Raw genomic sequence first — 24,801 nt, 5'->3', positions numbered from 1 at the left:
AACCCCGCAACCACCGGGGTTCCGGGCCGATTTGTGATCCAATCTCGCCCAGGATGTGACCTATCTCGCTCCGGAGAGGTATTTGCGCAGGTCAGCTGGGGTTCGACCCCAAACATCGGGCCCAAAGTCCTGTCCGTTTCGTGACGTTACGCACTGACAGGTGGTTAGTCCACCCTTCAAGCTGATGTAGGAAGTCGGGGGTCGACTTTGAACCGGGAGTACGTCAGTGAGCGCTACGCCTCTTGCTCTGCTGCTCGCCACAGCCACCGTCACCACGGCTGTGGGCGTCGCCGTTCTGCGCACCCTGCTGGGGCTGCGTCGACAGATCGCGGCCCTGCACACCGAGCTGGCCGCCCAGAGTCTCGCCGTCGGCGCGCAGGGTCTCGTGCCGCAGGCCCGCACGTCCCGTGACACCGCCGAGATACGCGCTGCGGTGGCCGAGGCGCTCGCGGAGGAGCGGGAGCGGGAGCTTGCCGAGGCCCGTGCCTTCTGGGCCGCCCAGGAGGCACGTGACGCCTCCGACGCCCCCTCCCTGCTCGGCCTCCCCGACAGCGAACTGTTCCTGCCGCGTCCGGCGGACTTCGCGGGTCTGGAGTCCCTGGAACCGGTGACGGAGCCCAGCACGGAGCCGGACGAGTTCGCGGGAGACTCGGCCGAACTGGCCGCGGCCCGCCGCCGGCACCCCTCGCACCCGGACTTCGTCCCGGCCCAGTCGCCCATCGTGAACGACCACGAACGCACGGTCGCCTGCCTGGAGGACCTGGCCGAGACCCGCACTGCCCTCGCCGACGTCCGCCCCGGCCCCCTGGGCACCCTCGACGTCTACGTCTTCACCGACGGCACGACCCTCTGCATGACCCCGGGCCACCGCGAAACAGCGGAACGCCTCTCCGCGGCCCTGAGGTCAGGAGAAACCCCGGTCCTCCTGGGCGGCTCCGGCATCTCGGGCGCCTACGCCCTCACCTTCGAATGCGGCGAGGAAACGGTGTACGTCCTGGCGGACAGGGTCATAGCGTCCCTGTAGCACGGGGCTGGGGGATGGCCGGGCGATGACGGTTCGCGGGCGCGGGCGGGGCTGGTCGGGGTGACGGTTGCTCGCGGGCACGGCAGCGGGCCAAGCCTCAAAGCACCGCGACCCGAAGCGCCCTGCCTTTAGGGGCGCGAGGAACCGCGCGACCAGCCCCCACCCACCGCAACCCGCCAACGAACCCCTCAAACCCCCGCGGCAGCAGACCGGGCCTTCAAACACCGTGCCCCGAAACCCCCCGCCTTTAGGGGCGCGAGGAACTGCGCGACCAGCCCCCACCCACCGCAAGCCGCCAACGAACCCCTCAAACCCCCGCCCGCTGCTGCGCCTCCGCAACCAACGCCAGCGCCGAAGCCAACTCCCCCTCGCTCCGCACCACCAACGCCAAATCATGCGCGGCCACAGTCACTTGATCAGCCGCCGCGAACATCCCCGCGTCAGGCATCACCCGAGGCTCCTCCCCAGGCAACTCCACCCGCTGGGCACGCAGTGCCAACTCCCTGGCCAGCCCCAACGCCTCAGCGGCAGCGCCCCTCTGCAGCCGGCTCTGCGGCGCCGCCCGCAAACGGTCGGCAAAGTGATCCACTGCGCGCGTCAAAGGCGAGGTATCCAGCACGCCGCGAGACTAACGGTCGTACCTGGACTGTTGCCAATGCCCCAACCCTGAGGCACGGTGGCGTGAAGGACCGGCTTACATCCCCTTTGCGTCCGGAGGCGCCGATGTCCCACGTCCTCTCCGAGGAGACCCACCGCAACATGCTCGCCCGCATCCCCCACTGCACCGGTCGTGAAGTAGCCGACTGGTTGCGCACCGTCGACGAAGGCCCCTCCCTCTTCCGCTTCGAGGAGAAGGTCAGCTGGCTCCGGCACGAGCACAATCTCGCGTACGGCCACGCCAAGGCGATCATTCACGAGTACGACATGAGGAGGGCCGCGCGCAAGCTCCTCTGAGAGCCCGGGGCGCACACGACAAAGGGCCCCGGGAGTGACCCCGGGGCCCTTTCACTGCCTACTGGAAGCAGCGGTACTAGTCGTCACCCTGAAGGATGGCGATCAGCCGCAGGAACTCCAGGTAGATCCAGACCAGCGTCATCGTCAGACCGAAGGCCGCCAGCCACGCCTCCTCGCGCGGTGCGCCGTAGGCGATGCCGTCCTCGACCTGCTTGAAGTCGAGCGCCAGGAAGCACGCACCGAGCAGGATGCCGATGACCCCGAAGATGATGCCGAGCGGGCCGCTGCGGAAGCCGAGGCCGTCACCGCCGCCGAAGACGGCGAACAGCAGGTTCACCGCCATGAGCAGCACGAAGCCGAGCGCGGCGGCCATCACGAAGCCGTAGAAGCGGCGGTTGACGCGGATCCAGCCGGCCTTGTACGCCACGAGCACGGCGGTGAAGACCGCCAGCGTGCCGATCACGGCCTGCATGGCCGCACCGCTCGCGATGCGGTTGTCGACCACGCTGGAGACGACGCCGAGGAAGACACCCTCGAGCGCCGCGTACGTCACGATCAGCGCGGGCGAGGCCTTGCGCTTGAAGGACTGGACGAGGCCCAGGACCATCGCGACCAGACCGGCGCCGATGGCGATGCCGTACGACCGGCCGATGTTCGCGTCGTCGACCGGCAGCAGCGCCCAGGCGAGCGCGGCCGTGACGACCAGGATCCCGAGGGTGGTGGCGGTCCGCATGACGACGTCGTCGATGGTCATCCGGCCGGTGGTGGCCGGGGCCTGCGGCGGTGCGCCGTGCTGAAGGTCCTGCTGGGCGTAGGGGTTGGTCGCGTACGGGTTGCCGCCCTGCTGGGCCTGCTGGTCCGCATACGGGTTGCCCGACTGCGTACCGACAGCGGCGCCCCCGGCCTGCGGCGCGGTGTTGAAGCCCGCGTAGCCGTTGTCGCGGCTGAACCCCCGTCGCGAGAAGACCGGGTTGCTGCTCCTCATTTCACTCCTCCATGGCCACCCTGCGTGGCCTTGGCTCAAGAGTAATAGGTGGGCAAAGGATTGACCCTAGTGCTTGGGGAGGATCTTTCCCTTGTCCTGTCACGATCACGCTACAGCGGGAAGCCCGTGTACCCCTCGGCGAGGTCGGTCTCCGCGGCACGGTTGCCTGCGATCCGCTCCAGCCGCGCCAGCTGCAGCCGGTCGTCGAAGGGGGTGGCGTCCGGGGAGCGGTGCAGCAGGGTCGTCATGTCGTACGAGAACCGCTCGGCCTGCCAGACCCGGCGCAGACAGGTCTCGGAGTAGGAGTCGAGCAGCTCCGCCGATCCCGTCTCCTTCTCGTACGTCAGTGCCCGCGCGAAGGTCACCACGTCCCCGACGGCGAGGTTGAGCCCCTTGGCGCCGGTCGGCGGCACGATGTGCGCGGCGTCCCCGGCCAGGAACAGCCGTCCGTACCGCATCGGCTCGTGGACGTAGCTGCGCATCGGGGTCACCGACTTCTGCGTGATGGGTCCCCGGTCGAGCTTCCAGCCGTCGGCGGTCTCGAAGCGCCGCTCCAGCTCGTCCCAGATCTGCTCGTCGCTCCACGTCTCGGCGTCGGTGCCGTCCGGGACCTGGAGGTAGAGGCGCGAGACGGACGGGGAGCGCATGGAGAGGAGGGCGAAACCGCGGTCGTGGCGGGCGTAGACCAGCTCGTCGTGCGAGGGCGGTACGTCGGCGAGGATGCCGAGCCAGCCGAAGGGGTACGACCGCTCGAACACCCGGGTCAGCTCGGCGGGGATCGCCGTACGGGCCACCCCCCAGAAGCCGTCGCACCCGACGACGTAGTCGCACTCCAGTACGTCCTCACGCCCCTCGTACCGGAACCGGACACGAGGACTCCCGCCGCCCGCCCCTTCCAGCCCTTCCAGTCCCTCCACGGCGAGCGCCTCGGCCTCGAAGAGGAGGGGGCCGCCCTCCGCCAGCTGGAGGGCGATGAGGTCCTTGCAGACCTCGGTCTGCGCGTACACCATCACGGACCGGCCGCCGGTGAGGGCGGGGAAGTCGACGCGGTGGCGCCTGCGGTCGTAGCGCAGCTCGATGCCGTCGTGGCGCAGGCCCTCGCGGTCCATACGGGCGCCCGCCCCGGCCGCGCGCAGCACGTCGACGGTCCCCTGCTCCAGGATCCCGGCCCGCTGCCGGTGCTCCACGTACTCCCGGTCGCGGCTCTCCAGGACGACCGAGTCGATACCGGCGTTGTGGAGCAGCCGCGCGAGCAGGAGCCCGGCCGGGCCGGCTCCGATGATGCCGACGGTGGTACGCATCGATCGTTCCCTTCACGCGTCCGTGTTCGATCCACCCATGTTCGCGCGCTCACGTTTGTTCGCACAGTGAAATTTTCTTCACGAACAGGGTATGAAGAGTGTCCGGCCGCACACACCCGCTGTCAACGGTTCCGCGATGAAGTCCTCAATGGCCGCAGCACCGACAAATCCGGCATACGACGGTCAGAAGTGCCCGGAGCCGGACTTGAACCGGCACGCCCGCGAAGGGGCAGCGAGGTTTAAGCTCGCCGTGTCTGCATTCCACCATCCGGGCAGGCCCTGGGCTCCGCATCGAGGTTCCGAGCCTATCGGGACCCCTCCCCCGAACTACGGGCGAGGGACCCGATGTTGTCTTATTTTATTGACGTCTGAGGGTGCATCAGCACCTGGAACGAGCCATCCGCACTTGCCAATAGCCTTTCGCGAGGCAGCCCGGCGCGCATGCGGAATGACGGAATTTCACCGTCCGAACAAGGGGGCTCCACCTGTTCTTGTCATGCCCCATGTAGGGGACGCCCGTCATCCCCAGGTATGACACAGGCTCGCCGGGTCCGTCCCAAGGCTGCCTTCGGAACCGGAACAGGGGGTGACTACACGGCGGAACCCGGCCATGACGATGGTTCACGAGCGTCAGAGACACCGAACGCCGTCGAACTCCCCATAGGAGCCCGCCCGTGACCACCACCCCCCTCGCCGACCGGCACGCCACCACCACGGTGGCCGCCCGCGCCACGGAACTGTCCAAGATCTACGGCCAGGGCGAGACGCGGGTCGTCGCCCTCGACCAGGTCTCCGTCGACTTCAGGCAGGCCGAGTTCACCGCGATCATGGGCCCGTCCGGCTCCGGCAAGTCCACGCTGATGCACTGCGTCGCGGGCCTGGACTCCTTCTCCTCCGGCTCCGTGCGCATCGGCGACACCGAGCTGGGCTCCCTCAAGGACAAGCAGCTCACCAAGCTCCGCCGGGACAAGATCGGCTTCATCTTCCAGGCCTTCAACCTGCTGCCGACGCTGACCGCCCTGGAGAACATCACCCTCCCCATGGACATCGCGGGGCGCAGGCCTGACAAGCAGTGGCTGGACTCGGTGATCTCGATGATCGGCCTCGCCGACCGGCTCACCCACCGCCCGTCCCAGCTCTCCGGCGGCCAGCAGCAGCGCGTCGCGGTGGCCCGGGCACTGGCCTCCCGCCCCGACATCATCTTCGGCGACGAGCCGACCGGGAACCTCGACTCCCGCGCCGGCGCCGAGGTACTGGGCTTCCTGCGCAACTCCGTGCGCGAGCTGGGCCAGACGGTCGTGATGGTCACCCACGACCCGGTGGCGGCGGCGTACGCGGACCGGGTGGTCTTCCTCGCGGACGGCCGGATCGTGGACGAGCTGTACGACCCGACGGCGGACGCGGTCCTCGACCGTATGAAGCGCCTGGACACGAGGACCGTCCGCACCAGCTGACACCCGCTCAATTCCCCAGCCGCTGACCCGACTTCGTACTCCCGACGACGGACTGAGACGACACCCCCATGTTCCGTACCGCCCTGCGCAACGTACTCGCGCACAAGGCCAGGCTTCTGATGACCGTGCTCGCCGTGATGCTCGGCGTGGCGTTCGTGTCCGGGACCCTGGTCTTCACCAACACCCTCTCGAACGCCCTCCAGAACAGCTCCGCCAAGGGCTTCGACCAGGTCGACGTCGCCGTGCAGCCGCGCGCCCAGCGGGACGTGGGCGACACGATCGGCAGGACGCCGGAGCTGACACAGGCCCTGCTCGACGCGACCACGAAGGTGCCGGGTGCCGCCTCCGTCATCGGTGTCGTGGACGGGTTCACCGCCGTCGCCGACAAGGACGGCAAGCTCGTGGGCGACGGTTTTCAGTCACGCGGCGGCAACTACTGGGGGGACAAGGACGCCCGTTACCCACTGACGGAGGGCACCGCGCCGCAGGGCGCGAACCAGGTCGCCCTCGACGCGAAGACCGCCGAGCGGGCCGGGTACGAGGTCGGTGACACCGTACGGCTCTCGGTGGACGGCCCGGTGCTCTCGCCGACCGTCTCCGGCATCTTCACCACGGACGACGGCAATGTGACGGCCGGCGGCAGCCTCGCCCTGTTCGACACGGCGACGGCGCAGAAACTCTTCGGCAAGACGGGCACGTACGACGAGATCGACGTCAAGGCGGCGGCCGGCACGAGTCAGACGGCGCTCAAGGCGGCCCTGGACAAGGCCCTGCCGCGCGACACCGTCGAGACGACGACGGCGGCTCGGCTCGCCGACGACCAGGCGCGGATCATCTCCTCCTCGATGAGCGGGCTGAAGCAGGGCCTGCTGGTCTTCGCGGGCATCGCGCTGTTCGTCGGTACGTTCATCATCGCCAACACCTTCACCATGCTGGTCGCCCAGCGCACCAAGGAACTGGCGCTGCTGCGGGCGGTCGGTGCCTCGCGCCGCCAGGTCACGCGGTCGGTGCTGATCGAGGCGTTCGTGGTCGGCGCGGTGGCTGCGGTGACGGGCCTGATCGCGGGCATCGGCATCGGCGCCGGGCTGAAGGCCCTGCTGGGCACCCTCGGCGCGACCGTGCCCGACGGACCGCTGGTCGTCACGCCCGGCACGGTCGGCGCGGCCCTCGCGGTCGGCATCCTCATCACCATGCTGGCGGCCTGGCTGCCCGGCCGCCGGGCGGCGAAGATCCCGCCGGTGGCGGCGATGAGCAGCGTCCACGCGACCGCGACGACCAAGTCGCTGGTGCTGCGCAACACGCTGGGCGCGCTCTTCTCGGGCGCGGGCGTCGCCGTCGTCCTGGCGGCCACGACCATGAGCGGCTCGGACGGCCAGGCCCCCATGGGCATCGGCGCGGTGCTGCTGATCATCGGCGTCTTCATCCTCACCCCGCTCCTCTCCCGCCCGCTGATCGCCGCCGCCGGCCCGCTGATGCGCGTGTTCGGCGTCTCCGGGAAGCTGGCCCGCCAGAACTCGGTCCGCAATCCCCGCCGTACGGCCGCCACGGCCTCCGCGCTGATGATCGGGCTCACCCTCATCACCGGCATGACGGTGATGGCGGGCAGCCTGCAGAAGTCGATCGACAAGATGGCCGCGGCGTCGATCAGGGCGGACTACGTCGTCTCGATGGCCAACGGCTACGAACTCTCCCCCGACGTCGCCGAGAAGCTGGCGAGGACGTCCGGCGTGACCGCCGTCAGCCCGCTGCGCAGCGCCCCCGTACGCATCGACGGCGGGACGGAGTCGGTGACCGGCGTCAACGGCTCCACGATCGGCGAGCTGACGGCGCTGACCCTCGACGAGGGCACGTTCAAGGTCGGCGGCAGCCAGGTGGTCGTGGACGCGAGCACGGCCAAGTCCTATGGCTGGAAGGCGGGTTCGGCCTTCACGGCCTCCTACGAGGACGGTGAGAAGCAGCGGCTGACGGTGGCGGGCGTGTACGAGGGCAACGAGATGATGAGCGGCATCGTCCTCGACAACACCCTCCTGACCGCGCACCAGAGGGACGCGGCCGACCAGGCCGACCGCCAGGTCATGGTGAAGACGTCGACGGGCGCGACGGACGCGACGAAGGACAGCCTGGAGAAGGCCCTCGGCTCCAACCCGGCCATCAAGATCCAGGACAAGAAGGACCTCTCCAACGAGATCGCGCAGATCTTCACGCTGATGCTGAACATGCTCTACGGCCTGCTGGCGATGGCGGTCCTGGTGGCGGTCCTCGGGGTCATCAACACCCTGGCGATGTCGGTCTTCGAGCGCTCGCAGGAGATCGGCATGCTCCGCGCGATCGGCCTGGACCGCAAGGGCATCAAGCGCATGGTCCGCCTGGAGTCCCTGGTCATCTCGCTCTTCGGCGGCGTCCTGGGCATCGGCCTGGGCGTGTTCTTCGGCTGGGCGGCCGGCGAACTCATGGGCACGAGCATGCCGACGTACGAACTCGTCCTGCCCTGGGCCAGGATGGCGTTCTTCCTGCTCCTGGCGGCCACGGTGGGCGTCCTGGCGGCCCTGTGGCCGGCGCGGCGCGCGGCTCGCCTGAACATGCTGGCGGCGATCAAGTCGGAGTAGGGGGTGGGGTGATACGGCGGTGGGGTCCCGCACTCCTGCGAACGGGACCCCACCGCCGTACACCCGCGGCTCCCACAACTCCTGTACTGCGGCCGGTCAGTTCCAGGTGCGGGTGCGCAGGGGCATCCGGGAGTCGCCGTTCTCCGGGGTGCGGACGGCGACGACCTGGTTGACTCCGATCCGGTTGTGCTCGAAGGCGAGGGCGGAGGCGGCCATGTACAGCCGCCAGACCCGGGCCCGCCCCGGGCTCGTGAGCTGCTGGGCGCGCGCCCAGTCGCCCTCCAGATTGCCGACCCAGCGCCGTAGCGTCAGGGCGTAGTGCTCCCGGATGGACTCGACGTCACGCACCTCGAACCCGGCGCGTTCGAGCTGGGTGACGGTGGTGCCGACGGGCGCGAGTTCGCCGTCCGGAAAGACGTAGGCGTCGATGAACCCGTCAAGACTGTACGAACCCTCGTCCAGATGCGGCCGACGGGCGATCTGATGGTTGAGCAGCCGCCCACCGGGCTTGAGCAGGGCATACAGATCACGCGCGTACGTCAGATACTGCTCGCTGCACACATGCTCGGCCATCCCCACGGAGGACACGGCGTCGAAGGGCCCGTCGGCGACGTCCCGGTAGTCCTGCACCCGGATCTCGACCCGGTCGGTGAGCCCCTCGTCGGCGACGCGCTTACGGGCGTACGCCGCCTGCTCCTGCGAGAGGGTGACCCCGACGACACGTACGCCGTACTCACGGGCGGCGTGGATGGCGAGCGAGCCCCAGCCGCAGCCGACGTCGAGGAGACGCAGGCCGGGGGCGAGGGCGAGTTTGCGGCAGACGAGGTCGAGCTTGTCGCGCTGGGCGCCTTCGAGGGTGTCGGCGCCGGATGTTCCTCCGGGGGCGTCCCAGTAGGCGCAGGAGTACACCATGGACGGGCCGAGGACGAGTTCGTAGAAGTCGTTGCCGACGTCGTAGTGGTGGCTGACGGCGCGTTTGTCGGTGCGCTTGGTGTGCGGGTGCCGGCGCCGGAGGGGGACCTCTTCGCGGGGCGGGGACGGCGGCAGGGGCAGCCCGGCGATCTTCACGAGCCCACGCACCGCTGCCCGCACCTCGGGTTCGCGGAGGGCCTGAGCGAGGGTACGGTCGCCCTCCCCCCGCTCCCACACGAACCCGGAAAGCAGATCCAGGGCGGCGTAGAAGTCCCCCTCGATGCCGAGATCGCCGGCGACCCAGGCTCGGGCGAGGCCCAGTTCGCCGGGTTTCCACAGCAGCCGGCGCAGGGCGCGGCGGTTGCGGACGACCAGGGTGGGGGCGTCCGGCGGGCCGGCCTCCGAGCCGTCCCAGGCGCGGATGCGCAGCGGGAGCGGGGTCCCCAGCAACTGTTCGGCGAAGCTCTGCAGCCGCGACGCGGCTTCGGGCATGGCGCACACCTCCGTTACGACACAACCGGGAATGTCCAACACCCACGAAAACACCAACGCGCCGGGCTCGCAGTCCCCCATGCCGATCACAACTGGGCAAAGCCCCAAGAAACGGTTCTCGCCCCCGCCGCCCTTACCCGTTCCCATCCCCGGGGGCTGCCGCCCCCGGACCCCCGCTTGTCGCGCTGAACACGCTCGTCCTCAAACGCCGGACGGGCTGAGTGGTGCCAGCCTGGGCTGCAAATGGTGCCGGCCGGCGCTTGGTTCTTCAGCCCGTCCGGCGTTTGAGGACAAGCGGGGGTCTGGGGGCGGCAGCCCCCAGGGATGGGACGGGTAGGGGCGGCGGGGGCGAGGAAAAAGCTGAAGGGGCCCCTCGCACCACGGATGGCGAGCGGCCCCTTCAGCTTCACGCAGGGGTACTTCAATGACCGGAGATCAAGAGGCCTTGGCCTCTGTCTTCTCCTCCGTCTTCTTCGCGGCGGCGACCGGCGCCGGCTTCGCGGCCTCGTAGAACTCCTCGCGAGGAGTCTCCAGCGCGCCCAGCGCGACGACCTCGCGCTTCAGGAACATCGCCAGCGTCCAGTCCGCGAACACCCGGATCTTCCGGTTCCACGTCGGCATCGCCAGACCGTGGTAGCCGCGGTGCATGTACCACGCCAGCCGGCCCTTGAGCGTGATCTTGAGCTTGCCCATGACGATCATCGCGACGCCCTTGTGCAGGCCGAGACCCGCGACAGCGCCCTTGTTGGAGTGCGAGTACTCCTTCTGCGGGAAGCCCCGCATACCGGAGACCACGTTGTCGCCGAGCACCTTCGCCTGCCGCAGCGCGTGCTGCGCGTTCGGCGGGCACCAGGCGTTCTCCACGCCGGCCTTGCGGGCGGCCACGTCGGGCACCTGGGCGTTGTCGCCCGCGGCCCAGATGTAGTCCGTACCCGTGACCTGGAGCGTCGGCTGCGCGTCCACGTGACCGCGCGGGCCCAGCGGCAGGCCGAAGCGCGACAGGACCGGGTTGGGCTTGACGCCCGCGGTCCACACGATCGTGTTGGAGTCGACCTCAAGGCCGTTCTTCAGGACCACGTGGCCGTCGACGCAGGAGTCCATCGACGTCGAGAGGTAGATCTCGACCCCGCGGCTCTCCAGGTGCTCCTTGCCGTACTGACCCAGCTTCGGGCCGACCTCGGGCAGGATCTTGTCGGCGGCGTCGACCAGCACGAACCGCATGTCCTCACGGGACACGCTGGGGTAGTACTTCGCCGCGTCGCGCGCCATGTCCTCGACCTCGCCGATGGTCTCCGCACCCGCGAAGCCACCCCCGATGAAGACGAAGGTGAGCGCCTTGCGGCGGATCTCCTCGTCGGTCGTGGACTCGGCCTTGTCCAGCTGCTCCAGGACGTGGTTCCGCAGGCCGATGGCCTCCTCGATGCCCTTCATACCGATGCCCTGTTCGGCGAGGCCGGGGATCGGGAAGGTGCGGGAGACCGCGCCCATGGCGATGACGAGGTAGTCGAAAGGCAGCTCGTACGCCTCACCCACGAGGGGGGCGATCGTGGCGACCTTGCGGTCCTGGTCGATGGTGGTGACCCGACCGGTGAGGACTTCCGCCTTGGGCAGCACACGTCGCAGCGGTACGACGACGTGGCGCGGCGAAATGCTGCCGGCGGCGGTTTCGGGGAGGAAGGGCTGGTAGGTCATGTACGACCGGGGGTCGACGACCGTGACGGTCGCCTCGCCGTAGCGCATCTTCTTGAGAATGCGCCGAGCTGCGTACAGGCCTACGTACCCACCGCCTACTACGAGGATCCTGGGACGCTCCGTGGTGCTCATGCCATCGAGTATCCACCCGGTCCAGGGGGGTCGCTCGTGCGCCCCTTCACAAGCTTGTGCAGCCCCTCTGCTACACTGCGCGGCCCGCGTGTCCGGGACGGGGTCTCCGGCGAGGAACCAGCGGGCGGTACGCCCCGATGTCAATGCCGCGTGAACTGCTCTTCCGGGTCCCCGGAGGGACTGAACCAGCCTCCCGCCGCACCCCCCGAAAACCGTGCCGGAACGCTCGCCCGAGCACGGTCCCGCCCCTGGTGAGCCCCCGAAAGAGTGCTGCGGAGCACGTTCGTCGCCCAACAGGACCGAATTCCTTGTGAAGAACTTCACGAAGTTTCTCGGCGGGGTGTCGCGAAGGGGCCCCGGAGGGCCCCACAAGTGCGCTCATACGTTATCCGACCTGCTCAGGAGAGGCCGAACCGGGGCCCGGAAGGGGTCCGGCGGGGACCCAACGGCCCCCCTTGAGAGTGCTCAGCACACGTCCCGGTAGGGCACGTCGGGCAGATAGCTCCGCCAGTCCTCCCGTGACAGGCCGCCGCCCGCCCGTTCGCACACCGTGGCGGCGACGTGCCCGGGGTCGAGGTCGTAGGAACGGGAGCGGCGGTGCGTGCTCGCGGCGTACAGGGTGCTGCCGTCGGGACTGAAGCCCACGGACTGCACCCGGCCGCCCAGGGCGGGGAACACCGTCGTACGGAGCTGGGGAGCCGCGGTCTGCCAGAGCTGGAGCGTGCCGCCGGTGGTGCCCACGGCGAGATACCGGGCGTCCGGCGAGAAGGCCACCGTCGTGACGGACTGGACGTCGTCGGACGTGGCCTTGCCGCCGCCGTCGGGGGTCGCGGGCAGGTTCGCCAGGCGCCGTCGGCCGCTGCCGTCCCAGACCGTGACCCCGCCCCTGCCGCCCACCGCGAGATAGCGCCCGTCGGGGCTGAAGGCGAGGGCCGACAGCGAGTCCGCGGCGTCGCTGCGGGTCACCTTGCCCGAGGGCAGGTCGACGAAGCCGCCCGAGGTGGCGATCAGCCGTCCGTCGGGCCTGACGACCGGGACGTCCCGCACACCGGACAGCACCCTGGTCCTGGTCCGGCTGCGCACGTCCCACATCTCGATCGTCCCGCTCGCCTTCGTGCGGGAGGCCAGCAGCGTCTTCCCGTCGGGGCTGAGCCCGATGCCCTCGACGTCCGCCGGGAGGGACAGCGAGGTGATCTGGCGATGGGTGCGGATGTCCCGGACGTAGAAGGTGATCCGGGAGTAGCGGCCGGCCGGGGGCTTGGCACCGTAGGCGAAGGTGCCGCCGTCGGCGCTGAACGCGGTGTGGTTCTCGCAGTTGGGGTCCGGCATGCAGAACATCTGCGGGTTGGGCAGCTCGGCCAGGACCTTCGCGGTCGCCGCGTCCAGGAGCTGGAAGCGGGTCGAGCCGTCGAGCCGTCGTACGGCGGCGAGGGTCCGGCCGTCCGGGCTGTACGTGGCCGCCCGGACCGGGCCGACCGGGTAGGCGGAGTCCAGCGCCTCGTCGAGGGCGAGGGAGGCCACCGAGGTGCGGCGCTCCCAGCCGCGCGTCTCCAGGTACCGGATCCTGCGCCGGTCCAGGTCCAGCCTGAGGTCGTCGGTCCCGCCGAGATCGTAGGAGCTGGTGGAGGTGAGCAGGTGCCGCAGGACGGGGACGGCCGGGTCCGCCGTACGCCACAGCACGATCTCGTCGGAGCCGGCCGCCGCGACGAACCGGCCGTCCGCGCTGAACGTCATCCGGGTGCGGGACCTCTCCGGCCAGGACTTCCCGATCCGCAGCCGCTGCTTCCCCGTCGTCAGGTCCCAGGCGCGCAGCCCGGAGCCGTCCGGGAAGTCGCCCACGACGGCGAGGCCGCGGCTGTCCGGGGTGAACACCAGCCTGCCCTCGTACGGATCGCCGGACTCGGCCCCGAACCCGGACTCCCGGGCCGGGCAGAGGTCGCGGTTCCTGGCCGCCCAGGGAGTGGGAAGTTGCCGCCGTCCGGCCACGTCCCACAGCTGCACCGGTCCGCCGAGCGGGCAGATCGCCAGCAGCCGTCCGTCGGGGCTGGCGACGCCGTCGGCGGCCTGGGTGCCGGTGACGACCCGTTCGAGGACCGTCCGGCCGAGGGTGGTGTCCCAGACGCGGAAGGTGACGCGGGGCGGTCCGATGTCGGGGCCGGAGAGGAGTATCCGGGTGTCGGTGACGAACGATCCGCTCGTGCCGACGAAGGACCGGTCTGCCGGGCCGACCCGGCCGCCGACCCGCCGCCCGGTCTCGATGTCCCACAGCCGCAGTCCGTCGGCCGTCCAGATCAGGAGCGTACGTCCGTCGGGGCTGATGTCCTCGACGCCGGGGAACTCCAGGTCTCCCGGTGCACCGGGGAAGGACCCGGTCCGCCGCTGGGTGGTGGTGTCCCAGCGTTCGATCCGGTCGTCCGTCACGGTGGTCAGGACGCGACCGTCACGGCTGAGGAAGCGCGCCCCCGTATTGACCCCACTTCCACTGCCACTGCCACTTTCGTCGGTGGCGGCCGATCCCTGCCCGGGGGCGAACCGGCCCTGCTCGGTCTGGGCGAGCGAGTCGAGGAGGGCCGCGCGGCTGTCGGGCAGGTCGGCGAGCCCGTAGGCCGCCGCGCTGAGCCGCATGGCGGTGCCGGGGTCGGAGGAGCGGATGCTGGCGGCAACCGCCGCGATACGGCGGGCCTCGGCCTGGAGGTGCTGCCGGGTGCTGGTGGTGTTCTGGTTCCAGGCGGTCAGACCGGCCACCGTGGCGAGGGCGACAAGAATCGTCAGCGCCGTGGTCAGTCCGCGCAGCCGACGGCTGGTACGGGTGGCCTGGCGTTGTTCGTGCCGGCGCGCGTCGAGGCTCGCGGTGAGGAAGGAGCGCTCCAGCGGTGTGAGCGGATCGGGTTCGGCGACCGGGGTGAACGCCTCCTCGGCCACGGTCAGCCGCGCTCCCCGGTACAGCCCACCGGCGTCCCGGTCGAGCTGCTCCCAGGCGGTGGCGGCCTCGGTGAGCAGCCGGTGCCTGCGCAGCAGTTCGCGGTCGCGGTCGATCCAGCCGCTCAGCCGGGGCCAGGCGGTGATCAGCGCCTCGTGGGCGAGGTCGACGGTGTCGTCGTCGAGGGTGATGAGCCGGGCCCCGGCCAGCCGGTCGAGCACGGCGGCGGCGTCGGCGGCCGAACCGGCGGCGAGTTCGGCGCGGCGGGCGGGGCGGCTGGTGTCGTCGGTCCCCTCGCCCGGGGCGACGAGCCGCAGCATCACCTGACGGGCCAACGTCGCCTCGTGCGCGGAGAGTTGGCTGTAGCACTCCTCGGCGGTGCGGGCGATGGCACCGTGCACCCCGCCGACGGCCTCGTACCCCTTGAGGGTGAGCGCCCCGCCACGGCGCCGCCGCCAGGTCTCCATCAGCGCGTGGGACATCAGCGGCAGCCCGCCGGGCTGGTCGGCGACGTCCGCGATGATCCGCGCGGTCAGCGCCCGCTCGACGACCAGTCCCTCGGCCGCGGCGGGCCTGACTATCGCCTCGCGCAGTTCGTCCACGCTCATCGGACCGACGAGCAGTCCGGCACCGCGGAGGGCGGCGGCGAGGTCACGGTGCTCGCCACAGCGGCCGTAGAAGTCCGCCCGTACGGCGACCACGACCCGCAGCCGGCTGTCCGGCCGCACGGCACCGAGCAGCAGCTCGATGAAGCGCGCACGCTCGCCGGGTTCCCGGCAGAGGGTGAAGACCTCTTCGAACTGGTCGACGACGACCCAGGTGTCCCCGGCGCCGTCCACGGGCACGAGCGCGCGGGCGTGCGTATGGGCGGGCCGCGCGCCAGGGCTGAGGATCCGGACGGCGGCCGGCCGCTCCCCACCCCGGTCCCCACTCCTCAGCACCGGTATGAGCCCGGCCCGCAGCAAGGACGACTTCCCGCTCCCGGAGGTACCGACGACGGCCACGAACCGCCGGTCCAGCACCAGTTCGGCCAGATCGGCCACCAACTGGTCCCGCCCGAAGAAACAGCCACTGTCCCCCGGCTCGAACCGCGCGAGCCCCCGGTACGGCGCCGCGCTCCCGTCGGCCGCGGGCGCCTGCCCGGCCTCGTCCTCGACGGCCCGCTGCCAGCGCCGCTCCCACTCGTCGGTGTCCCCGCCGCAGGCGGACACATACGCGAGCGCCACTGCGAGGGACGGCAGCCGCTCCCCCGCCGCCGCCCCGGACAGCGTCGCCGCCGTGTACCCGGCGCTCTTCGCCATGGCCCGGTAGGTCGTCCCCCCGGCCCGCCGCCGCAACTCCCGCAACTCGAAGGCGAACCGCTCGACGGGCCCACCCTCCGGATCCAACGGCCTCTCAGGACGCCCCATCCGGCTTCACTCCCCCACGAACCTACTGACCTACGGATCCCACGTAACGGTGTCCCACGTTCCCTCCCCTGTGCGGAACGTGGGACACCGCCCCTGTGCTCCTCAAGTCCAGCGGCGGAAGAGTTGATTGGCAGCCCCGATCCGGCCCACCAATCAATTCGAATACGACGGCCACGCACCGTCCGACCAGCGACAACGGGGTCCGAACCGGATTCTAACGGCGCATTACGCCAGCTCTTCAGCCGCTTTCCCGCGTCCCACAAACGGTTGCCTCGTCCTCACGCCCTGCCGCATGGGGCCCGGTCGGCGATCAGCGACGTGCGGCACGACGCAAGCACAAGCAGCTGATCACCACGCTCAGGGGGCTCAGCAGAAACATCCGGCCTCTCAGCTTCGCTCTGCCTGTATGACAACTCGCCCGAGGGCCGACAGAGATGCGCCCATGCCGGAGCAGGGGCGCAGCTGTGCCTTCAGCGCGTGCAGCCGTCAGCCTTTCAGCGCCGCGACCTCCCGCGCGCGTCCGACCAGTTCCCGAACCGGCCGCGCCGTCACGTTCCTCCGCAACTGCGCGCGCATCGTCTCGAAGTGGTCGTCGCCGCGGGCCGATGAGACGTGCTCGTACTCGTCCAGAAAGCGCCCCCACGACTCGCACGACGCGTCGAGATGCCCGTACCCGTACTGCCGTTGTGCCAACAGTGCGTACGAGTGCACGCGGCCTTGCCGCTCCACCTTCGGTTGCACCTTGATCGACTGCTGCAGAGCCTTGATGCTGCCGGGTAGATCGCGCTCCTCGTACAGCACATGAGAGAGGTGAAACAGCCACGCCGTCCGGTCGTACCCGCCGATCGCGTCCCGGCGGTCGTCCGCCTGGGACAGTGCGGCTTCGGCCTCCCTCAACCGGCTGTGCGCCATGTCCCGATCGCCGACCATGCTCGCCGCGTGTGCCTGCTGTCCGCGCAGGAACGCCACCAGGCGCGGCCCCGCAGCCGGTGCGGCCTCCGCCGCCGAGTCGGCAAGCTCCAGCGACTTTCGTCCGTGGCCGAGATTGGATGCCTGCAAGCTCATGCCGCGCAGCGTTCGGCAGTAGGTCACGTGGTCCTGCGCCTCGTTCGCCAGCTTCAACGCCTTGACGTAGTAGGTCTGGCCAAGGCCATGGGCCTTTTCGTACATGGCCATCCACCCAGTCAGATACGTCAGGTCGGATGCGGCGGCGAGCATGTCGAGGCGTACCTGTTCGCTCGCCTGAGCCCGCAGCCACGGCCCCACCGTGTTGACGAGGAACGCGGCAGCCATGGGCCGGGCGTGCCCCGCGCCGAGTTCGTCGAGGATGTCCGCGATGCGCTCCGTCATGGTGCGCACCGCCGCGACCTGGGAGGCACCGACACGGACGGTCCTTTTGCCGGGGCTGACCGGCTGATCCGCGGCATGCGCGGGGCTGGAGAAGCCAGGAACAGCAAGGGCCGCCGAGAACACGCCTACAGCGAGCAGGCCACGCCGTGATGGGCCCATGTCCGCCCTTCCGAGTTCTATCAACTCCTCGACAGTGTCAGCCTGTTCGGACCTCAGAACTGACGGGGCGGGTGTGAGCCCTGCTTCGGCATGGGTGACGGGCCGGCCCAACTGCGCCGAGAGCACCTCGACAACCAGGGCCCTGGCCTCGGGCTTCGGACGCACCCCGGCGATCCAGTGCGAACCCGTGGATTGGCTGTGGTGGAGATCCAATCCTGCTTGTACGCCAAGGCGGTTCACACGCTGAGCGAGCTGTGTCCGAGTCAATTTCGCCTGGTCGAGTAACCCCGCAAGAGCAGGGTTGGGCGTGCGCTTGTTCCTGGCCATGCCTCATCTCCCGACGACATTCATGGCGTTCACGTTCCCCTCGGCCTCCAACGGTACCTGCGGAGGGTGACCGAGTGGTTACCTCTTCACTGAACGTCGCACGATCTCGGCCTACTAGGAGGCCTGGTTTGACCACGACCGAGGAACACGTGTCCGGCACGGGCGAGCAAGTACGCCGTACGGTCCACACCGAACCTCAAGTCGGCCCGCCAGCGATCCTGTTGCTGGCGAGCCAGCCCGAATCAGCAGGAGCAGCCCGCAGGTTCGTACGTGAGTACGTCGGTCACCACGTGCCGGAGGCAAGCAAGGACCACGTCGAGACCGTCGTACTGGTCACGTGCGAGCTGGTGACCAACTCCCTCCGGTACGGCACCGAGCCCGATGACCTCGTACGCGTCGTGATCGACGCAGCCGACGGCCGAACCCGCGTCGAGGTACACGACCCTGTCCGGCGCCACCCTCGCGTACGGCCAGAATCCGACCTGCGCGACCGAGGGCGCGGCCTGCTCATCCTTGACTTCCTGTGCCATCGGTGGGGCGTGACCGACATCCCCATGGGCAAGGCCGTGTGGGCGGAGGTGACGGCCCTGTGACCGTGCCCGAGGCAACCCGCATCACCCAGCCCCGCGTTCGTCGCCGGTATCGGCCTGGGGACCGGTGTGTACCGCGGCTATGTACTCCCGGGCGCCCACACAACTGCCCGCCGCGCGGTCGTGGCTGGACGTGGTCGAGGCCGGCGGACCTGTCCGCGTCCTGGTCTTGTTCGAGCCGCTGACCGCTGGGACCGGAAAAGCAGACATCGACGCGCACGTACGCGCGTGTTTCGAGCCCGGCACGATGCGCTGGGGCACGACGTACCACGTCTGACCTGCTCATCACGCGTCAGGAGAACGGGCCGCCCCGAAAGGGGACAGACCCCGGGCCGACCCGCCGAAAGTCGAGCGTAAAGGGCCTGAAGCCCCGCCCCGTCCACCAGGCAGGAGCAAGGCCGAAAGCGGGCGGGGCGGTCAGCAGGTGCAAGCAACCATCCACCAGCCACGGAGGCAAGCACGTGACCACGATGCAGAAACACCCCGCAACCGACGCACGAACACTGCTCAGCGCGGAGATGCGGGCAACCCAGCGAGCAGCGGTTCGGCCGCTTCCTGCACCACCAGCCCGGATTCCTCGACAAGGAGGAGCACGGCGGCGGCAAGGCACTGCGTGCGCTGACCGTCGACTCGATCACCCTCGCCGGGTACGAGATCGACATGGAGTTCTGGCCCGAGCTGGACCTCGCCGACTGCTCGCAGTGTCACGCGAACTGCTCGGACAGCCCGAACCACCCGTAGCGGTTCCCAACCCTGTCGGTTCTCGGTCTGTGCCACGCTGTGGCCAGGTCGGGGGCCGACCCCGTTTCGCTCGACCACGCAGGAGACCGCGGGTGGACCGCATCGAATGGCACGACCTACCGGCAACGACCCGGGCCGCCGTCGAGCGCCACACAGGCCCGGTCGAGACGGCCGAGACCGCGCCGCACGGCGTCATGTCCCGGCTCGCCTGCACTGTCCACACATCAGCGGGACGAGCGTTCATCAAGGGCACTCGTCACGACGACCCACAGGCATGGGTGTACCGCCACGAGGCGCGGGTCACACGATGCGCCCCCCTCGCCCCCCGCGTGCTGTGGGAGGCCGAGGCCGGCGGGTGGACGCTCTACGGGTACGAGTACATCGAGGGGCGACACCCCGACCTGACTCCAGGCTCCGACGATCTCGCCCCTCTGCTGCGCACGCTGACCGTCATGTCCCGGGAGCCATGGCCCGAGGATTTGAACAAGAAACCGCTGCACACACGGTGGACCGAGTTTCTGCCCGAGGACGTGCCGCCCGGGCTGCAAGGCAGAGGGCTCGCCCACACGGACAGGTCCCCGCACAACATGCTGAGGACCCTCGGCGGCGAACTGCTGCTACTGGACTGGGCCCTTTCCTGCCCCGCCCCCGCATGGGCAGACACGGCACTGACGGTGCCCCGACTCATCTCCGCCGGCCACACACCAGAACAGGCCGAGACGCTCGCCCGGCAGGTCCCCGTGTACCGAGCAGCCGACCCTGCCACCATCACCACCTTCGCGCGCACCGTCTACACCGCGTGGGAAAACTGGGAACGCACCCGCCCGATACCTCACAGGGCCACCCTGACGGCCGCAGCCCGAACGTGGGCTACACATCGCCAGGCCGTACCGTCCGCGTAGAACTGCACCTTTCCAAGGGCTGCCCCGCGAGGATCTGCTGGTACGGCCCGACCGGAAAGGTACGGGGCCTGGGCGGCATGATGTCCACCGTGATGAACAGTGCAGACCTGCGTCCTGTCCGGATACCGGGTTACGACGGTGGCCCCCTGACGCATCAGCCCGGGCTTCTGGACGAGCCCTTGTTCTGGCTGGGGCACCTTTCCTCCTGTGCCCACAGCGAAGAGGGCGAAGAGCTGCTGTTCGGTGCGGACTACGACGCAGCCGACGACTACCAGCGGCGGTTGTGGGAACGGGCAGAGTGGCCGACCTTCACGGTTCCGCTCACCGCTGATCACCATCTCCACGTGGTCTACCGCACTTTCACAGACGACACCGGCATCGACTACCTCCTCCACCACCGCGGCTGGGACCGCGCCGAACTCCTTGCCCGGGACGACGGCCATTTCATGGGCCCGGGCCTGTCCTGGCCCGAGCTCGTTGCAGCCGCGGACAACACGCTGCCCGGCGGCAGCACCTCCGATCCCCATGCCCGCCTGCTGCTCCTGCTGCCTGCGTTCGGCGACGACGACGTACCCGACAACGCCGTCGGCCGCCTGACGGACGCGCTACGTGCCCGCACCAGCGTCGAAGACCCCGAGCCGCTCGCTTCTGTTCTCCTGGAGGGCCAAGGGGCTCCCGGTCCTGCACGCTGGACGACAGCCGGGCACGGCTTCTCGGTCAACAACGGCGAATACTCCTTCCGGAACCCCTCCAACCGCTTCGCGCTGCCAGCCGATCGCGCGGCCCGGGTGGCCACCGCGCTGGCGCCGTAACCTGGGGCCGCTGTGATCACGGCGACGCAGCCAGCGTGCATCACCCCGTTCATCGAGTTGAGCCTTCGGTGCTTCAACAAGTCGGGAGTCACGGTTCCGGACCCGTTGCATGCTCACTCGCGGTACGTCACCGCAGGTCAGGTTCCCTTCTTGCCCTCTTCGCCAGTGTCATGACCGAGGACTCCGTGACCGTCCGGGAAGCCCGCGCCCATCTCTCGGAGCGCATCGACCTGGCCGAGGAAGGCACCCCGACGGTCATCACGCGCAACGGCACTCCGGTGGCCGCCTTGGCGCCGATCGCCGATTTCGAGGCCCTGGAAGAGGCGGCCGACGTCATGCTGCTCGTCGTCCTCGTCGTCTAGGTGGGCGACCGGCGGGGCGTGCGCCGCAACCGGTAGGCGGTCAGGCCAGGGACCAGCCGATCCCGTCGAGGATGTCGTGCTCCGACACCACTACCTCCGTCGCCCCGACCCGCTCCATGATCGACAGCAGTACGAGCGCCCCCGCGCCGATCACGTCCACGCGCCCGGGGTGCATGGAGGGGATGGCAGCGCGTTCGGCGTGCGTGGAGCGCAGGAGGCTCTCGGTGATCTCGCGGACGCGGTCGTAGGAGACGCGGGAGTGGTGGATGGCCGCGGAGTCGTACTCGGGCAGGTTCTGCGCGATGGCCGACACCGTGGTGACCGACCCGGCCAGCCCGACCAGGGTGCGTGCCTCGCCCAGCGGGACCGTCTCGGCGGCCATGTCGAGGGCCGCCTCGATGTCGGCGCGGATCGCGGCGATCTCCGCCTCCCCCGGCGGGTCCACGACCTGCCCGTCCCGCACCAGATGCCGCTCGGTCATCCGTACGCAGCCGATGTCCACGGAGCGCGCGCCGCGCACCCGGTCGTCGCCGACCACGAACTCGGTCGAGCCGCCGCCGATGTCGACGACGAGGTAGGGCCGGGCGAGGTCGTCGCGTCCCGTCAGTTCCCTGGTGGCGCCGGTGAAGGAGAACTCGGCCTCCTGCTCGCCCGAGATGACCTCGGGCTCGACACCCAGGATGTCCAGCACCCCTCGTACGAACTCGTCCCGGTTCTCCGCGTCCCGGGAGGCGGACGTCGCGACGAAGCGCACCCGCTCCGCGCCGTGCTCCTTGATGACGGCGGCGTACTCGCGGCAGGCCGCGAAGGTCCGCTCCAGCGCCTCGGGGGCGAGCCGTCCCGTGCGGTCGACGCCCTGGCCGAGGCGGACGATGGTCATCCGGCGGTCCAGGTCGACGAGTTCACCGGTCGCCGGGTCCGCGTCGGCGACGAGGAGGCGGATCGAGTTCGTACCGCAGTCGATGGCGGCGACACGGGTCACTTGTCGTCCTCCCCGGACTCCACCGAGGGCGACGGATCCAATGGCCTGAACGCGAAGTAGCCGTTGCCGGACTCGCTCTCGTGCACCACCCACCCCTCCCCCTCCGGAGGACCCGAGCGCTTCACGCACGGCCCCTTGGCCCACCACTCCGGCAGCATCTCGATCGCCTCGTCGCCCAGCGGGTTCACCCCGGGGCCGGCCGCCAGCGAGTGGCCCACCAGGACGTGCAGGCACTTCACGCGGTCCGGCATGCCGCCCGCGCTCGGGAAGTTCTCCAGGACCTCGATCTCGTCCCGGCGCCGGATGTAGTCCTCGTGCGCGGCCCGGTACGCCGCCGCCAGCTCCGGATCCGTCGCCAGACGTTCCGTCATCTCCTTCATCACGCCGTTCGCCTCCAGCGTGCCGATCGCCGAGGCGGCGCGCGGGCACGTCAGGTAGTACGTCGTGGGGAAGGGCGTGCCGTCCGGCAGCCGGGGTGCCGTCTCGACGACGTCCGGGTGGCCGCAGGGGCAGCGGTGCGCGATCGCGCGCAGCCCGCGCGGCGGGCGGCCCAGCTGCTGTTCGAAGGCCTCGACGTCCGCGTCGGTGGGCTCGGTGCGCGGGGTGGGAGGCGGGGGCGTTTGCATGCCTGTACGTCTCTGTCTCTCTTGTTCAGTTCTCGTGCTTGGTTCGTGTTCGGTTCTCGTGCTTGGTTCTCGTGTTCGGTTCTCTTGCTTCAGTTCACCGGGTCGCGGCGTCGGCCTTCTCCACGCCGTCCCAGACGTTCGCGTACCAGGGGCGGTCGGCCGCGCCCAGGTCGGCGCGGGACTGCTTCGCCGCGTCCGGGTCGATCACGATGTATCCGGTCTCGCCCGGCAGCACGTAGTGCAGCCGCTGCCGGATCTGCTGCTCGGCGTACGCGTCGTCCTGCCAGCGTGCCTTCTGGTCACGGAGCTGCTCGACCCGCTGTCTGGCCTGGTCGCGTTCGCGCTCCAGGTCGGCGATGTCGGCGCGCTGGGAGACGTACTGCCTTATCGGGTAGGCGAGGGCCACGATCAGCGAGCACAGGACGAGGGCGAGCAGGGCCGCCCGGCCGGTCAGGCGGGAGCGGCGGGCCTGGCGCTTGGTCTGGGACCGGTAGACGCGGGCCGCCGTCTGCTCGCCGAGCAGCTTGATCCTGGTCGCGGTGGAGAACCGGTCCCGGTCCTTCACGGCCATGTTCCCCGCCTCCCCGAACAGCTGCGCTTGTATGTGCGTACGTCCCCGCACACGGTACGGGACCGGGTACGGGGACGTACGTACGACGCCTCTTACGGAGCCGTGGCTCAGCCCTTGAAGCGGGGGAAGGCGCTGCGACCGGCGTACACGGCCGCGTCGTCGAGGATCTCCTCGATGCGCAGCAGCTGGTTGTACTTGGCGACGCGGTCCGAGCGGGCCGGGGCGCCGGTCTTGATCTGGCCGCAGTTCACCGCGACGGCGAGGTCGGCGATGGTGACGTCCTCGGTCTCGCCGGAGCGGTGGGACATCATGCACTTGAAGCCGTTGCGCTGGGCCAGCTCGACGGCGTCCAGGGTCTCGGTGAGCGAGCCGATCTGGTTGACCTTGACGAGCAGGGCGTTGGCCGAGCCCTCCTCGATGCCGCGGGCGAGGCGCTCCGGGTTGGTGACGAAGAGGTCGTCGCCGACGATCTGGACCTTGTCGCCCAGCTTGTCGGTGATGGTCTTCCAGCCGTCCCAGTCGTCCTCGTACAGCGGGTCCTCGATGGAGATGAGCGGGTACGCGGAGACCAGCTCCTCGTAGTACTCGGTCATCTCGGCGGCCGTGCGGGACTTGCCCTCGAACTCGTACTTGCCGTCCTTGTAGAACTCGGACGCGGCGACGTCGAGCGCGAGACCGATCTGCTCACCGGGGACGTAACCGGCCTGCTTGATCGCCTCAAGGATGAGGTCGAGCGCGGCGCGGTTGGACTCCAGGTTCGGCGCGAAGCCGCCCTCGTCGCCGAGACCGGTGGACAGGCCCTTGGTCTTCAGCACCTTCTTGAGGGTGTGGTAGATCTCCGCACCCCAGCGCAGCGCCTCGGAGAAGGACTCCGCGCCGATCGGGGCGATCATGAACTCCTGGATGTCGACGTTGGAGTCCGCGTGGGACCCGCCGTTGAGGATGTTCATCATCGGGACGGGCAGCAGGTGCGCGTTCGGGCCGCCGAGGTAGCGGAAGAGGGGGAGGTCGCTGGCCTCGGAGGCCGCGTGGGCGACGGCGAGGGAGACGCCGAGGATGGCGTTGGCACCGAGGGAGCCCTTGTTGTCGGTGGCGTCCAGGTCGAACATCGCCTGGTCGATCAGGCGCTGCTCGGTGGCGTCGTAGCCGACCAGCTCCGGGCCGATCTGCTCGATGACGGCGAGGACGGCCTTCTCGACACCCTTGCCGAGGTAGCGGTTGGGGTCACCGTCGCGCAGCTCGATGGCCTCGAAGGCGCCGGTGGAGGCGCCGGACGGAACGGCGGCACGACCGGTGCTGCCGTCATCGAGGCCGACCTCGACCTCGACGGTGGGGTTGCCTCGCGAGTCGAGGATTTCCCGGGCTACGACGACGTCGATGGACGGCACGAGCATCTCCTTCTGGGATGTGACGCGGGTACGCGGGGCTGCTTGGGCCTCGCTTGTACGGGGCCGCGGCGGCTCCGCGTTGATGAGCCTAACCGGCCCGGGCGGATCGG

Annotated in this window: 20 protein-coding genes, 1 tRNA gene and 1 pseudogene; 9 read left to right on the top strand and 13 right to left on the bottom strand. The window is 69.8% G+C overall.

What is annotated here, in order from left to right; all coding sequences use genetic code 11:
• Window positions 1-226: 226 nt before the first annotated feature.
• Window positions 227-1,024 carry a hypothetical protein gene (locus CW359_RS30345; protein WP_105973382.1) on the top strand — a complete coding sequence of 266 codons (798 nt, stop codon included), beginning with the start codon at window positions 227-229 and terminating at the stop codon, window positions 1,022-1,024.
• Window positions 1,025-1,331: 307 nt separating this feature from the next.
• Here CW359_RS30345 and CW359_RS30340 read toward each other — a convergent pair whose 3' ends face one another.
• A complete protein-coding gene (locus CW359_RS30340) occupies window positions 1,332-1,643 on the bottom strand; it encodes a hypothetical protein (protein WP_198655442.1) in 312 nt (103 codons plus the stop codon).
• Window positions 1,644-1,747: 104 nt separating this feature from the next.
• Between CW359_RS30340 and CW359_RS30335 the strand changes: the two genes are divergently transcribed.
• The gene (locus CW359_RS30335) at window positions 1,748-1,978 is read left to right on the top strand and encodes a DUF4287 domain-containing protein (protein WP_105973381.1); all 231 of its coding nucleotides are present in this window, start codon (window positions 1,748-1,750) and stop codon (window positions 1,976-1,978) included.
• 76 nt (window positions 1,979-2,054) lie between these two features.
• On the opposite strand, the gene CW359_RS30330 is transcribed toward CW359_RS30335, so the two are convergent.
• The 3 genes from CW359_RS30330 to CW359_RS30320 all read right to left on the bottom strand — a co-directional run bounded on the left by CW359_RS30330 (window position 2,055) and on the right by CW359_RS30320 (window position 4,538).
• Complete coding sequence (locus CW359_RS30330) at window positions 2,055-2,963, bottom strand: Bax inhibitor-1/YccA family protein (RefSeq protein ID WP_105973380.1); 909 nt, start codon at window positions 2,961-2,963, stop codon at window positions 2,055-2,057.
• Window positions 2,964-3,073: 110 nt separating this feature from the next.
• Entirely contained in the window at window positions 3,074-4,264 is a 1,191-nt protein-coding gene (locus tag CW359_RS30325) for a 4-hydroxybenzoate 3-monooxygenase (protein ID WP_105973379.1), read from the bottom strand.
• Between the two features lie 190 nt (window positions 4,265-4,454).
• Window positions 4,455-4,538 (bottom strand) — tRNA-Leu (locus CW359_RS30320).
• A gap of 400 nt (window positions 4,539-4,938) precedes the next feature.
• Between CW359_RS30320 and CW359_RS30315 the strand changes: the two genes are divergently transcribed.
• Complete coding sequence (locus tag CW359_RS30315; RefSeq protein WP_105973378.1) at window positions 4,939-5,718, top strand: ABC transporter ATP-binding protein; 780 nt, start codon at window positions 4,939-4,941, stop codon at window positions 5,716-5,718.
• Window positions 5,719-5,786: 68 nt separating this feature from the next.
• On the top strand, window positions 5,787-8,324 hold the full coding sequence (locus CW359_RS30310) for an ABC transporter permease (protein WP_105973377.1): 2,538 nt from the start codon (window positions 5,787-5,789) through the stop codon (window positions 8,322-8,324).
• A 96-nt stretch (window positions 8,325-8,420) separates the two neighbouring features.
• Here CW359_RS30310 and CW359_RS30305 read toward each other — a convergent pair whose 3' ends face one another.
• The 4 genes from CW359_RS30305 to CW359_RS30285 form a co-directional block, all read right to left on the bottom strand.
• The gene (locus CW359_RS30305; protein ID WP_105973376.1) at window positions 8,421-9,728 is read right to left on the bottom strand and encodes an SAM-dependent methyltransferase; all 1,308 of its coding nucleotides are present in this window, start codon (window positions 9,726-9,728) and stop codon (window positions 8,421-8,423) included.
• A 435-nt stretch (window positions 9,729-10,163) separates the two neighbouring features.
• Window positions 10,164-11,552, bottom strand: coding sequence for an NAD(P)/FAD-dependent oxidoreductase (locus tag CW359_RS30295; RefSeq protein ID WP_105973375.1), 1,389 nt, complete (start codon window positions 11,550-11,552; stop codon window positions 10,164-10,166).
• 465 nt (window positions 11,553-12,017) lie between these two features.
• On the bottom strand, window positions 12,018-15,881 hold the full coding sequence (locus tag CW359_RS30290) for an nSTAND1 domain-containing NTPase (protein WP_105973374.1): 3,864 nt from the start codon (window positions 15,879-15,881) through the stop codon (window positions 12,018-12,020).
• A 486-nt stretch (window positions 15,882-16,367) separates the two neighbouring features.
• A complete protein-coding gene (locus CW359_RS30285; RefSeq protein WP_105973373.1) occupies window positions 16,368-17,717 on the bottom strand; it encodes an NsdA family TPR-like regulatory protein in 1,350 nt (449 codons plus the stop codon).
• A 149-nt stretch (window positions 17,718-17,866) separates the two neighbouring features.
• Here CW359_RS30285 and CW359_RS30280 point away from each other — a divergent pair, with 149 nt between their 5' ends.
• The gene (locus tag CW359_RS30280) at window positions 17,867-18,310 is read left to right on the top strand and encodes an ATP-binding protein (RefSeq protein WP_408647536.1); all 444 of its coding nucleotides are present in this window, start codon (window positions 17,867-17,869) and stop codon (window positions 18,308-18,310) included.
• A 79-nt stretch (window positions 18,311-18,389) separates the two neighbouring features.
• Window positions 18,390-18,584 carry a hypothetical protein gene (locus tag CW359_RS30275; RefSeq protein WP_105973372.1) on the top strand — a complete coding sequence of 65 codons (195 nt, stop codon included), beginning with the start codon at window positions 18,390-18,392 and terminating at the stop codon, window positions 18,582-18,584.
• 230 nt (window positions 18,585-18,814) lie between these two features.
• Here CW359_RS30275 and CW359_RS45465 read toward each other — a convergent pair whose 3' ends face one another.
• Complete coding sequence (locus CW359_RS45465; protein WP_157968661.1) at window positions 18,815-19,015, bottom strand: hypothetical protein; 201 nt, start codon at window positions 19,013-19,015, stop codon at window positions 18,815-18,817.
• A 125-nt stretch (window positions 19,016-19,140) separates the two neighbouring features.
• Here CW359_RS45465 and CW359_RS30270 point away from each other — a divergent pair, with 125 nt between their 5' ends.
• The 3 genes and pseudogenes from CW359_RS30270 to CW359_RS30260 all read left to right on the top strand — a co-directional run.
• Window positions 19,141-19,950 (top strand): hypothetical protein, encoded by an 810-nt coding sequence (locus CW359_RS30270; protein WP_105973371.1) that lies wholly within the window; start codon window positions 19,141-19,143, stop codon window positions 19,948-19,950.
• 77 nt (window positions 19,951-20,027) lie between these two features.
• A complete protein-coding gene (locus CW359_RS30265) occupies window positions 20,028-20,762 on the top strand; it encodes a hypothetical protein (protein ID WP_105973370.1) in 735 nt (244 codons plus the stop codon).
• 170 nt (window positions 20,763-20,932) lie between these two features.
• Window positions 20,933-21,103: pseudogene (locus CW359_RS30260) on the top strand (type II toxin-antitoxin system Phd/YefM family antitoxin); the annotation flags it as partial.
• Between the two features lie 61 nt (window positions 21,104-21,164).
• Here CW359_RS30260 and CW359_RS30255 read toward each other — a convergent pair.
• From CW359_RS30255 to eno, 4 genes are all read right to left on the bottom strand, one after another.
• On the bottom strand, window positions 21,165-22,106 hold the full coding sequence (locus CW359_RS30255; protein WP_105973368.1) for a Ppx/GppA phosphatase family protein: 942 nt from the start codon (window positions 22,104-22,106) through the stop codon (window positions 21,165-21,167).
• Entirely contained in the window at window positions 22,103-22,732 is a 630-nt protein-coding gene (locus CW359_RS30250; protein WP_105973367.1) for a DUF501 domain-containing protein, read from the bottom strand. Before CW359_RS30250 ends, CW359_RS30255 begins: the two co-directional genes overlap by 4 nt.
• A 94-nt stretch (window positions 22,733-22,826) precedes the next feature.
• On the bottom strand, window positions 22,827-23,303 hold the full coding sequence (locus CW359_RS30245) for an FtsB family cell division protein (RefSeq protein WP_105973366.1): 477 nt from the start codon (window positions 23,301-23,303) through the stop codon (window positions 22,827-22,829).
• 107 nt (window positions 23,304-23,410) lie between these two features.
• Window positions 23,411-24,691, bottom strand: a complete 1,281-nt coding sequence (gene eno / locus CW359_RS30240; RefSeq protein ID WP_105973424.1) for a phosphopyruvate hydratase — start codon at window positions 24,689-24,691, stop codon at window positions 23,411-23,413.
• Window positions 24,692-24,801: the final 110 nt, after the last annotated feature.

Source organism: Streptomyces geranii, assembly GCF_002954775.1.
Taxonomy (GTDB): domain Bacteria; phylum Actinomycetota; class Actinomycetes; order Streptomycetales; family Streptomycetaceae; genus Streptomyces; species Streptomyces geranii.
This window is presented reverse-complemented; position numbering and strand designations above follow the sequence as displayed.